Origin of the sequence: Marivita sp. (assembly GCF_051251565.1) — a bacterium.
Lineage (GTDB): Bacteria > Pseudomonadota > Alphaproteobacteria > Rhodobacterales > Rhodobacteraceae > Marivita.
Genome location: NZ_JBPOFB010000035.1, coordinates 1 through 11668, shown reverse-complemented (window position 1 = coordinate 11668; position 11668 = coordinate 1). Strand labels below are relative to the sequence as shown.

Sequence of the window (11668 nt, the reverse complement as noted above, 5' to 3'; positions counted from 1 at the left end):
CTGGCCCAGACATCAGCACCGCGCTGACGGGCCATTCTACCATCCAAACCAAATGTCAGTTTGCGGGAAGCCGCCGATTAGCAATTTGCTGCACCGGCAGTCGGCTGGAAAGAGCCCAACCCAGCCATCGCTAATTTGTGCTGCGTGCACTCGCAGCGCTGAAAATACTGCATAGGCATAAAATCTGATGCTGGTTCGCAGCTTGAAAACCAGCCATTCAAACTTGGGCGAAACAATCGCTTCCAACTATGCAACACAAGGAACGGGATGCCTCATAGTGACAAGGAATTGCACGCTTAGGCTATTCAACCGCAGTCTTTTTGCGCGTCAGATTTGCCCAAGCGTCGTATTGTGAAAGGAATACGTTGCCGTTCAGATCACTGATGAGGTGTGATTTCTTCAGGCGGTCCATGACCGGTCCCTTGACCTCTGACAGGTGCAGCCCCACGTCCATATCGGTCAGGCGCAGGTTGATCGCTTCCAGGCTTTCGAGCGCGGAAAAATCCACCTCATTGACCGCTGAAAACATCAAGATCACATCTTTGATCTCGCAGCCGGTGGTGACGCGTGACTGGACCAGATCTTCAAGAAAGCGCGCGTTGACGAAATAAAGGCTTTCATCCACACGCAATGTCAGCACGTGGCGGTTGGTTTCAACGCTGTGCCGTTTCACATTGCGAAAATGTTGCGTGCCGAGGACAAGCCCGACCTCGGCCACATGGGGCCGCGAGGTCTTGTAGAGGTGCAGCAGGACAGAAATTGCCACTCCGCTGGCGACACCAACTTCGACGCCCATGACCAAGGTCAGCACAATAGTTGCAGCGACGGCGATGAAATCCGACCGCGCGTAGCCCCAAGTCTTTTTCAGGATCGAAAAATCTACCAGTGACAGCACAGCGACGATGATCGTCGCGGCGAGGGTCGCGTTTGGCAGATAGTAGACCAGAGGTGTCAATGCGACAGCCGCAACCGCAAGGCCGATTGCAGTGTAAATCCCCGCCGCAGGTGTTTCAGAACCTGCGTCGAAATTCACAACCGAGCGCGAAAAGCCGCCTGTGACAGGAAAGCCGCCGGTAAAGGCCGCACCAAGGTTGGCCGCCCCCAGCCCGATCAATTCCTGATTGGGGTCGATCCGCTGGCGTTTCTTGGCCGCCAGTGTCTGGGCCACCGAAATGCTTTCGACAAAGCCGATGACGGATATTAGGATGGCAGGAACCAGAAGGGATTTTATCAGATCGGGCGAAAGACCGGGCACCGTGAAGGGCGGCAGGCTTTGCGGGACATCACCAACGATGTTCACGCCCATGCCATCAAGGCCGAAGGCCCAGACGGCAAGGGTTGTTGTCACCACTGCGGCGACAGGGCCAGCTTTGGCCAAAAGGTCGGTCAGCAATGGCCCCGTCCCGAGCCGTTTCAACATAGGTTTCAGGTTGCCACGCACCCAGAATAAAAATCCGGTCGCACTGACGCCGATAACAACTGTGATCCAGTTGATCTGATCCAGATGTGCAAAGATGGACCCAAGCATTTCAGGCAACGTATGCCCATGGGCGCTAACCCCAAGGATGTGTTTGAGCTGGCTCGTGGCAATCAAGATGCCCGATGCCGTGATGAAGCCCGCGATGACAGGGTGGCTGAGAAAGTTCGCCAGAAACCCAAGTCGGAACACGCCCAAGAGCACCAGAAACGCCCCGGAAAGCCCCGCCAATGTGAGCGCGGCAACGGCGTAGCCTGCGGTCCCTGTTTCGGCCACTTGCCCGATTGCGGAGGCCGTCAATAGCGACACCACCGCCACTGGCCCTACTGCGAGCGCTTTGGAGGTACCGAAGATCGCATAGAGGACAATGGGCGCGATCGAGGCGTAAATCCCCGCCTCGGGCGGCAGGCCCGCCAGCAGCGCGTAGGCCAGCGATTGCGGGATCAACATGATCGTCACGATCACGGCAGCGATCATGTCATTGGACAGGGCTGAGCGATTATAGTGCCGCCCCCATTCAAGGATCGGCAGGTAGCGGGAAAAAGATGTCATGGGGTGTTCAGTCTATCAGGGGAAACCGCATATGACGTGCGGTTTCCCGTTAAATGGTCTTGCGTATGCAGTGTGCGATTAGTCCGCCGAGACTTTCAGTTTCTCGGGTGTGGCCATCCATTCCTTGCCCTTCAACATGGCTTGCCAATAGATCGGCGGCAGCAACTTTTCCTTTAGGAACCATGCCGCGCGGGTTGGTTTGGTGCCGTCGACAAGGAAAGACGGAAAGCTGGGTTTGAGCACAACGCCATAGCCAAATTCGGCCAGCACGATTTTGCCGCGCTCTACTGTCAGGGGGCACGAGCCGTAGCCGTCATAAGCAGACACGGGCGAGCGGCCCCGGATGTCGGCGACAATGTTATCGGCCACGGTGGGCGCCTGCTTGCGTGCGGCGGCGGCTGTCTTGGCGTTTGGTGCGTTCATCACATCACCAAGCGACCAGATGTTGTCATAGGTTTTGTGCCGCAACGTCGCCTGATCCACGTCAACCCAACCTGCGGCATCCGCAAGTGGCGAAACGCGAATAAAGTCCGGCGCAGTCTGGGGCGGACACACATGCATCATGTCAAACTCAACTGTGACCATTTCGGGATCTGTGTCAGGTTTTGCCACCTTAAACGTCGCTGTCTTGGCAGAGCCGTCAACTGACACCAGATTGTGGAAATAGTTCAGCGTTGCGTCGTACTTCTTAATGTACTCCATCAGAGCCGGAACATAATCCTTGACCCCGAACAGAACCCCGCCCGCATTCATGAATTGAATGTCGATGTTTTTCAGTGCTTTATTGCGGAACCATGCATCGCCAGACAGATACATTGCCTTTTGCGGTGCACCTGCACATTTGATTGGCATGGGCGGTTGTGTGAACAACGCGCGCCCTTCTTTCAGTTCTTGAACCAACTGCCATGTGTAAGGCGCAAGATCATAGCGGTAGTTCGACGTCACGCCGTTGCGGCCTAACGTGTCTTCAAGCCCTTCTACGGCCTCCCAATCCAGCTTCAGTCCGGGACAGACAACCAAACGGTCGTATTTGACGACACGGCAACCATCAAGAATGACGGCGTTGTTTTTAGGCTCAAACGCAGCGACAGCGGCTTTGATCCATTTGACGCCGCGCGGGATAAGGGACCCCATCGTTTTGGCCGTCTGTTCGGGTTGGAAAATGCCGCCCCCGACCATGGTCCAACCGGGTTGGTAATAATGGATGTCTGCGGGATCAATTACTGCAATCGACAGCCCCGATTTTCGGGACTTCAGACTGGCCGCGACAGAAATGCCGCCCGCACCTGCGCCAACAATGACCACGTCGAAATGTGCATCGCCCGTATCAGTCGGTGTCTTGCCACCATTGGCGATACGGCGCGCGACGCCGTTCATATCATAGCCCGCGGCCTTTGTCGCAGCCAAGATCTCTGGCATGGGGCGTTTTTTGGATTCATGAAAGGACCAAAGCGTCGCCGAGCGTGTGCCTGTGCGGCAATAGGCCAATACGGGGCGTGGCAAATCTTTGAGGGCCGCCGAGAAGGCGTCCACGTCGTCGTCGCTGACCATGCCTGACTGCACAGGAACATAGCGCGCCTCGATCCCGGCCTTTTTGGCGGCGGCTGCGATTTCCTCGAATGAGGGCTGATCTGCGCCTTCACCATCGGGGCGGTTGCAGATGATCGCGCGGATACCGGCGGCTTTGATGGCCTCCATGTCGGCGGGCATGATTTGCGCGCTGACGGTTGTCTTTTCTGTGATTTTCTTGAGTTCCATGATCCTATTCCTCCTACAAACCGTTCACCGGCACTTTAAGCATCGGGTTGCCGTCCTTGTCGGTCGGCACTTCGCCCGCGCGCATGTTCACCTGAAGGGACGGAATGATCAGTTTCGGCATGCCCAATTGCGCATCACGTTCGGTGCGGAATTTTATGAAGTCTGCGCGTGTTTTGTCGCCACCCACGTGGATGTTGTAGGCCTTTTCATCGGCCACAGTGGTTTCCCACTGAATATCGCGCCCGCCCGGGCCGTAATCATGGCACATAAACAGGCGCATGTCGTCGGGCAGGGCCAGCACCTTCATAATGCTATCGTATAGCTCTTCCGCAGAACCGCCTGGAAAATCGCAGCGCGCCGATCCTCCGTCGGGCATGAACAGGGTATCGCCCGTAAAGGCTGCGTTGCCCATGACGTGTACCATACAGGCAGGCGTATGGCCGGGTGTGTACATGGCAAAGGCCTGCATATTGCCGATCATATAGGTGTCACCATCCTCAAACAGCGCATCGAACTGACTGCCGTCGCGCTGGAATTCGGTGCCTTCGTTGAACACCTTGCCAAAGACTTCCTGCACAGTGGTGATCTGCGATCCCACACCGATCTTGCCACCCAGCTTTTCCTGAATGTAGGGGGCCGCGCTTAGGTGGTCGGCATGGACATGGGTCTCAATGATCCACTCCAACTTCAGGCCCTGCGTCTCAATTTGACGGATCAATGCGTCAGCGTGATCGAAGGTGATCCGGCCAGCGGCGTAATCGATGTCCATGACGCTGTCGACAATCGCGCAAGCGTCCGATGTCGGATCTTTGACGATGTAGCTGATCGTATTTGTTGCGTCGTCGAAAAAGGCCTGAACGTCGGGTTTAATGTCCATATTCACAGGGTAATTCATTCTAATTCTCCTTGGTATCAAACGCAGTCAGTGGCCGCGCCCTTGTTCCATCATCATCTCGTGGACAGCGGCCATGCCGCGATCCGCCATTTGGGTGACTTCGGCCGCATGGGTTTGCAGCGCGGCAATTATTTCTGGGTTTTCAGAGGTTTGGATGACGACAAGACCGTCATCGGTCATCTCAACATTCGAGAGAATTTCGTCACCATGCAGGAAGAAAATATCCAGCGTGGGGCTTTGGATGCGGATTTTGGGATCGTCCCTTTGTCCAACCCGATCAATCATGCCGACCGAGTGGCTAACAAGCGCATCCATCACAGCCACATCCGAGGACCGCGTCACGGTGCGGATACCGTTGGGAAGGTTTTCCACCTCGCGGGTGATCGTATCGAAATTGCGAAACATCAGCGCAATTTCCGCGCTTTCCTCGGCGCTGGCGTTTTCACCTATCAGGCCGGGCATGGTCGCTTCGTCATGCTGATGCATGCCCGCGCCATGGCCCATGTGGGTATGGGATTGCGAAACGGCAAATCCCACGCCACCGATCACAAGTAAGGCGATGCCGGCACCTATGATCACCCCCCGTTTCATTGCACCAACGCCGTCGGTGCCATTCGTGCCAGCACGCGGCGCAGCATGAAACCGGCAATCACAGCGCCGATGAACAAAGCAACCTCCCAGCGGCCTGTCCCAAGCGCCGGGATCGCAGCGCCGGGGCAGAATCCGGCGATACCCCAACCGATGCCAAATAGGGCAGAGCCACCGATAAGGTTGCGATCAATCTGTGTATTGGTGGGCACTTGGAACTTGCCGCCAAACAGCGGCTGCGCCCTGCGCCACGCAAGGCGATAGCCAATACCAGTGACAACCAAAGCACCACCCATCACAAATGCAAGGCTGGGATCCCAGGTCCCCGCAACATCAAAGAAATTTAGCACTTTGGCCGGGTTCATCATCCCCGAAAGGGCGATCCCGATGCCAAAGACAAGGCCTGTTAGACCGGCGAAAAGCAGTTTCATGGATCAGGCTCCGATCACGTGGCGAAGGATGAAAACGGTGACAGCCGCAGTGGCCATGAAGGTTGGAACTGCAACCAGCGATCTGATCGACAGGCGCGACAGGCCGCAGACACCGTGGCCAGATGTGCAGCCCGAACCGAGACTTGCACCAAGCCCGACAATCACGCCACCAATGGCGATCAAGGCCGGGCTGACCGGGACATCAACGGTGGGCATGGTGCCACTTGCCAGAAAGATCACACCGGGTGCAGCGATCATTCCGATGACCATCGCGATCCGCCATGAGGCCTCTTCGCGACTTTCGGCAAAGACCAGGCCAGACATGATACCGGTCGCGCCAAGGATGCGGCCAAGTCCAAGCATCAACAAGACCGCACCAAGGCCAATCGCAAGACCACCCGTGAGTGAGGCGAAAGGTGTGAAATCTGTCGCCATGTTTATACCCGACACGTCTTGATGCCGAAGATGCTATAGATCGGGCACATGCGCACCGCTGCCACAACGAGCATCACAACGCCAACAATGGCTGCGCCGTATTTCACAATTCCGGCGTCAAAGGCGGGCAGGCCGCTGAAGAAGGCCAGAAAAAGCAGGACCGCACCAAGAGCGGCGCGCAAGATGCGGTCGGTAGTGCCTACGTTGATGGTCATAGTCGTCTCCTTGGGTTAGAAGTTGACATTGAGATATAACTTTACCAAAACGTCTTCAGTGACATTGTCACCTAACTCAAAGAAACCTTTCTAAACGCTTTCGGCGATCGCGCCCAAACCGGCCTTGTTTCGAAATGTTATGACGCCACGGGACTGTTCGATCAGGTCGCGCTTGTGGAAATCATTCAACACGCGGGAAATCACTTCGCGGGCGGTGCCAAGCTCGCTGGCCAGCTCCTGATGGGTTGTACGGATTTCTTTCAGGCCGTCGCCCAGCGTCAACAGCCGCTCTGCCAACCGCACATCAATGCGACCAAAAGCGACGTCATCAACGACGCGCAACAGATCAATTAATCGGCGCGAATAGGCGGCAAAAACAAAGTTGCGAAAGGTGTCTTCCTCGGCGGCAAGACGGTCAAACGCAGGCTTTGGCAGGACCACCGCAGTCACATCCGTCTCGGCAATGCCCTCGGCATTATAAGCCTCCTCAGCCAACATGCAGGCGGTTGTCAGCACGCAGCTTTCACCCGCATCGACCCGGTACAGCACGATCTCGCGCCCATTGTCGGAGCTTTGGGAGACGCGGATGCGACCGTCATACAGGAAGAACAAACTGTCAGGAATATTCATAGGCCCAAAGACCTGATCTCCCTTTTTTATCTGGATTATCCGCGCGGTCGCATTCAACCTCTTGCGGATCGCGGGGGGCAAGGCGGCCGTGCCCTTAAAGCGTTCTGTCCAATCAATATCTGTCATTTCGCACTCCGTTTCGGGATGGTGATGCCGTTCTCCAAGGGTGCGATACGGGCCAGCAGGTCGCTTCGGTTCGATGCAATATCGGCTAAAGTGAGGTCATCGAGAACTGCCATAAAGGCACGGGTGGCATCTTGCAGGGCGCGCGACAGTTTGCAGATGCCGATCAGGGGACAGGTGTTGTTTTCCGGGTTGAAGCATTCAACCAAATCAAGCGGGCCTTCCGTCAGCCGCACGACGTCGCCGACGATGATCTCTTCTGCGGGACGGGCCAAACGAAATCCACCGCCACGCCCGCGTTGTGTTTCAATGTATCCGGCCACCCCGAGCTCATGCACAATTTTGACAATGTGCGGACGCGCGAGGCCATGCACGCGAACCACGTCATCGACCCGGATGAGATCAGGCGATTTCAAAGCGGCTAACTGCAACGAACGCATAGCGAAATTTGTATATGATGTGAGCTTCATGACGTCCTCCCAAATTAAAGATATATCAAAAGTAGAACTTTTTGCAAGTTGCGTGACATTGTCACTGAAAGGGGCTGGGCGCGCCACTAGGTCAGGTGCAAACACAAATTGGAGATGACCATGACCTTGCTTCTTGGAGACACCGTTCCCGACTTTACTGCCGAGACAACGACCGGCCCGATTTCCTTCCATGACTGGATCGGCGCTGAGTGGGCGTTTTTCTTCAGCCATCCGGCAGATTTCACACCCGTTTGCACGACAGAGATGGGGCGCACCGCCCAGTTGGCCGAAGACTTTGCCAAGCGCAGAGTAAAGCCCATCGGGCTTAGCACTGACGGCGTCGCAGAGCATCTGAAATGGATCGAGGATGTGAACGACACGCAAAACACGACCCTGCGCTTTCCCATCGTTGCTGACCCAGATTGTGAGATCGCGAAGCTTTATGAGATGATCCATCCCGGTGAATCCGTCACCGCCGCCGTCCGTTCCGTGTTCATCATTGATCCTGACAAGAAACTGCGCCTGTCCATGACCTACCCGATGAGCGTGGGGCGCAACTTTGATGAAATACTGCGGGTCATTGATGCGCTACAAACAAGCGACGCCAAAGGGGTGGCTTTGCCAGCCGATTGGCGGCCTGGTGACCGTGCGATTATCCCGCCCTCTGTTTCAAATGCCGAAGCGACTGCGAAGTTTCCGCAAGGCTTTGATGAAATCCGCCCATATCTGCGCACCGTCGATATCGACGCTGCATAACCCAAAGGAAACACTATGAAATTTACAACTTTCGCGCTCGCCGCCCTTTTTCCGCTTTCTGTTGCGGCGCAGGGTGCCCCCGGCTCGCATTTTATTGAGAACTGGGATCTTAACGCCGACGGCACAGTCACCCTTGCTGAGCTTGAGCAAAAGCGCGGTGATGTATTCTATACTTTTGACTCGGATGAAAACGGGTTTCTTGACCAAGAAGAATACACCTACTTCGACGATGCACGGGCTGCTGACATGGAAGGCCAAAGCGCCCACGCCGGCGGCAAAATGGGCCGGGTGCAAGAAGGCATGGCTCTGACCTTCAACGACACAAATGGCGACGGACAGGTCAGCGAGGCGGAGTTCCTTGCCAAGGCTGCTGACTGGCTTGCGATCATTGATCGTGATGAAAGTGGTGGTGTGACGTCTGCTGATTTCGGCCCTCGCGGCTAAGTCTACGACGCTAAGGCCCTGCCTGGGCCTTGGCTTTTCATCCCAGTCCAAGAGGCCAATCATGTTAGACGGTTTTTCCGCAGAAACGCTGGCGCGGGTTCAATTCGCGTTCACCGTGTCGTTCCACATTATCTTCCCGGCGTTCTCCATCGGACTTGCCAGTTTTTTGGCGGTCCTGAATGGCATGTGGCTTCGCACGCGCGATGAGACTTATCTGACGCTGTTCAATTATTGGAAAAAGATCTTCGCGGTCGCATTCGGCATGGGTGTCGTCTCGGGCATCGTCATGTCCTACCAATTCGGGACAAATTGGGCGGTATTTTCGGATAGGGCCGGTCCAGTGGTTGGGCCTTTGATGGCCTACGAAGTGCTGTCTGCGTTCTTCCTTGAAGCTGGTTTCCTTGGGATCATGCTGTTCGGGCGAGAACGGGTTGGAGAGCGACTGCACATGTTCGCCACGGCGATGGTTGCCTTCGGCACCTTGATGTCTGCGACGTGGATTTTGTCAGTGAACAGTTGGATGCAGACGCCTGCGGGCTTTGGCATCAATGAGGTGGGTCAGTTCGTCCCCGAAGACTGGTGGGCGATCGTCTTTAACCCGTCTTTCCCCTACCGCCTTGTCCATATGGTGCTGGCAGCTTTCTTGACGACTGCACTGGTGGTCGGCGCTGTGGGTGGATTGCACCTGTTGCGGGATCGCGGCGACAAAGAGGCGCGGCGCATGTTCTCTATGGCAATGTGGATGGCGCTTCTGGTGACGCCACTTCAGATTGCAGCAGGTCATGAGCACGGGCTGAACACGCTCGAACATCAACCGGTGAAAATCATGGCGATGGAAGGGCACTATGAAAGCCACCCCGAAGGCTGGGCACCGCTCTATCTGTTCGGCATTCCCAATGACGATGAGCAGAGGCTGGATTACGCGGTCGGCATCCCCGGCCTCGGCAACCTGATCTTTGAAAAGCCGCTCGATGAGCCCGTGATGGGCCTCGACACGATCCCCGACGAGGATCAGCCGCCTGTGGGCATCGTTTTCTGGTCCTTCCGCATCATGGTCGGGCTTGGCTTTCTGATGCTGGGTTTGGGCGCGTGGTCTGCTTGGGCACGCTGGAAGGGGCGGTTGTTTGATGCGCCATGGCTGCATCGCGCGTGCATCCTTATGGGACCAACGGGTTTTATCGCTGTATTGGCTGGCTGGATCACCACCGAAGTCGGACGTCAACCCTATACGGTTTACGGCCTGCTGCGCACGTCAGATAGCCTCGCGCCGATTGATGCGCCCGCTGTCGCGGCCTCGCTGATCGCTTTTATCATCGTCTATTTCTTCGTCTTCGGCGCGGGCACCTTTTACATCCTTCGGATGATGAACAAACGCCCCTCAACCCCGAAACTTGGACTCGCTGACGGCCCGATCCGCACGGCTGGCATCACGCCAGCCCCGCAGATCGACGACACATTCATCCCGGGCGAATAGGAGAGCCACAATGATTTTTGACCTCGCATTCATTTGGGCTGGGCTGATCGCCTTTGCGGTCCTCACCTATGTTGTTCTCGACGGGTTCGACCTTGGCCTTGGGATCCTGTTTCCTTTTGCAAAATCTGACGGTGACCGCGATTTGATGATGAATTCGGTCGCACCTGTCTGGGATGGCAATGAAACATGGCTTGTGCTGGGCGGCGGCGGGCTGTTTGCGGTGTTCCCGCTGGCCTATGCCGTCATTATGCCTGCGCTCTATATGCCGATCACCGTGATGCTTTTGGCGCTTGTGTTTCGCGGGGTCTCGTTCGAATACCGCTGGCGCACGACCCGCTGGCGTGGCGTATGGGACGCCGCATTCTTTGGAGGATCGCTTATCGCGGCGCTGTGTCAGGGCGTGGCGCTCGGGGCGCTGGTGCAAGGGATTGAAGTGACAGATCGCGCCTATTCGGGCGGCTGGTTTGACTGGCTCACACCGTTCTCGATCCTGACTGGGGTCGCAGTCGTTGTCGGCTATGCCTTGTTGGGGGCCACATGGCTGGTCCTGAAAACCGAAAACGCATTGCAGAACCAGATGCGCAACTATGCATGGTATCTGGGTGCTGCGACACTGAGCCTTATCGGGTTGATCAGCCTTCTGACCCCGTTTCAAGATCCAATCTACTTCCAGCGCTGGTTTAGTCTTCCCGGCAGCCTCTGGACCATGATTGTGCCTGTGGTCATGCTGGCTCTGGTTTGGTCGTTCTTCCGAGGACTAAATGACCTAAAAGACCTACAGCCCTTCCTCTCCGCGTTAGGATTTTTTACTGTTAGTTTTGTTGGGATCGGCATCAGCTTTTATCCCATGATGGTGCCCCCGTCGCTGAGCATTTGGGACGTAGCGGCCCCAGATAGCAGTCTGGCCTTTGCGCTTGTGGGTGCTGTGATACTTATACCCATCATTTTGGGCTATACTGCCTATGCCTACTGGGTGTTTCGCGGCAAAATGGACCCAGCCGAGGGGTATCACTGATGTTGGGCACTCTTATGCGAAAATGGCTGTGGTTTGTCGGGCTATGGCTGGGCAGTGTACTTGCCTTGGGTATTGTGGCCTATGCGATAAAACTGGTCATCTGACCTTGGGCAATAGCGTGGCTTTAGACGACTTATTGCCGCTACCACGGTCAAAAAATATCGCGCGCCTGGGAACCACTCGAGTTCTCCCCCCTTTACCGATGCTGCAACCTGTCAGTTGCCCGTTCGAATGGCGGCTTCGGCGGAAATCTAACCGTTGCTGCAACATTGTTGCTGCGCGCGCGGGGGAATGCTGCGCAAGCGAAGCAGGGAAAACGAATGACGGCAAAGTCCCGCGACCTGTAAGTTCGCCGCTTGATCCATGCTGCCACCTGCACGAATGGCCGGTTGTTCTGCTGCGCGA

General features: G+C 56.2%; 14 protein-coding genes. 5 read left to right on the top strand and 9 right to left on the bottom strand.

Annotated features, from left to right (window positions below; all coding sequences use genetic code 11):
- Positions 1-301: 301 nt before the first annotated feature.
- The 9 genes from ACSHXH_RS18670 to ACSHXH_RS18630 all read right to left on the bottom strand — a co-directional run bounded on the left by ACSHXH_RS18670 (position 302) and on the right by ACSHXH_RS18630 (position 7574).
- Positions 302-2029: a SulP family inorganic anion transporter gene (locus ACSHXH_RS18670; protein WP_435673310.1), complete on the bottom strand. Its 1728-nt coding sequence runs from the start codon at positions 2027-2029 to the stop codon at positions 302-304.
- A gap of 78 nt (positions 2030-2107) precedes the next feature.
- Positions 2108-3787: a TIGR01244 family sulfur transferase gene (locus ACSHXH_RS18665; RefSeq protein WP_435673309.1), complete on the bottom strand. Its 1680-nt coding sequence runs from the start codon at positions 3785-3787 to the stop codon at positions 2108-2110.
- A gap of 13 nt (positions 3788-3800) precedes the next feature.
- Entirely contained in the window at positions 3801-4682 is an 882-nt protein-coding gene (locus ACSHXH_RS18660) for an MBL fold metallo-hydrolase (protein ID WP_435673308.1), read from the bottom strand.
- A 27-nt stretch (positions 4683-4709) separates the two neighbouring features.
- The gene (locus tag ACSHXH_RS18655) at positions 4710-5273 is read right to left on the bottom strand and encodes a hypothetical protein (protein WP_435673307.1); all 564 of its coding nucleotides are present in this window, start codon (positions 5271-5273) and stop codon (positions 4710-4712) included.
- Positions 5270-5701, bottom strand: a complete 432-nt coding sequence (locus ACSHXH_RS18650; RefSeq protein ID WP_435673306.1) for a DUF6691 family protein — start codon at positions 5699-5701, stop codon at positions 5270-5272. Before ACSHXH_RS18650 ends, ACSHXH_RS18655 begins: the two co-directional genes overlap by 4 nt.
- Positions 5702-5704: 3 nt before the next feature.
- The gene (locus ACSHXH_RS18645) at positions 5705-6136 is read right to left on the bottom strand and encodes a YeeE/YedE family protein (protein ID WP_435673305.1); all 432 of its coding nucleotides are present in this window, start codon (positions 6134-6136) and stop codon (positions 5705-5707) included.
- Positions 6137-6138: 2 nt separating this feature from the next.
- The gene (locus tag ACSHXH_RS18640; protein ID WP_435673304.1) at positions 6139-6351 is read right to left on the bottom strand and encodes a YgaP family membrane protein; all 213 of its coding nucleotides are present in this window, start codon (positions 6349-6351) and stop codon (positions 6139-6141) included.
- 90 nt (positions 6352-6441) lie between these two features.
- Positions 6442-7107: a Crp/Fnr family transcriptional regulator gene (locus tag ACSHXH_RS18635; RefSeq protein WP_435673303.1), complete on the bottom strand. Its 666-nt coding sequence runs from the start codon at positions 7105-7107 to the stop codon at positions 6442-6444.
- Complete coding sequence (locus ACSHXH_RS18630; RefSeq protein WP_435673302.1) at positions 7104-7574, bottom strand: Rrf2 family transcriptional regulator; 471 nt, start codon at positions 7572-7574, stop codon at positions 7104-7106. The genes ACSHXH_RS18635 and ACSHXH_RS18630 overlap by 4 nt, the downstream gene beginning before the upstream one ends.
- Positions 7575-7694: 120 nt before the next feature.
- Here ACSHXH_RS18630 and ACSHXH_RS18625 point away from each other — a divergent pair, with 120 nt between their 5' ends.
- From ACSHXH_RS18625 to ACSHXH_RS18605, 5 genes are all read left to right on the top strand, one after another.
- Positions 7695-8330: a peroxiredoxin gene (locus ACSHXH_RS18625; RefSeq protein ID WP_435673301.1), complete on the top strand. Its 636-nt coding sequence runs from the start codon at positions 7695-7697 to the stop codon at positions 8328-8330.
- Positions 8331-8345: 15 nt separating this feature from the next.
- A complete protein-coding gene (locus ACSHXH_RS18620) occupies positions 8346-8774 on the top strand; it encodes an EF-hand domain-containing protein (RefSeq protein ID WP_435673300.1) in 429 nt (142 codons plus the stop codon).
- A 61-nt stretch (positions 8775-8835) separates the two neighbouring features.
- Positions 8836-10248, top strand: a complete 1413-nt coding sequence (locus tag ACSHXH_RS18615; protein ID WP_435673299.1) for a cytochrome ubiquinol oxidase subunit I — start codon at positions 8836-8838, stop codon at positions 10246-10248.
- A 10-nt stretch (positions 10249-10258) separates the two neighbouring features.
- Complete coding sequence (gene cydB / locus ACSHXH_RS18610) at positions 10259-11263, top strand: cytochrome d ubiquinol oxidase subunit II (RefSeq protein ID WP_435673298.1); 1005 nt, start codon at positions 10259-10261, stop codon at positions 11261-11263.
- On the top strand, positions 11263-11367 hold the full coding sequence (locus ACSHXH_RS18605; RefSeq protein ID WP_435673297.1) for a DUF2474 family protein: 105 nt from the start codon (positions 11263-11265) through the stop codon (positions 11365-11367). The genes cydB and ACSHXH_RS18605 overlap by 1 nt, the downstream gene beginning before the upstream one ends.
- The last annotated feature ends 301 nt before the right edge of the window (positions 11368-11668 follow it).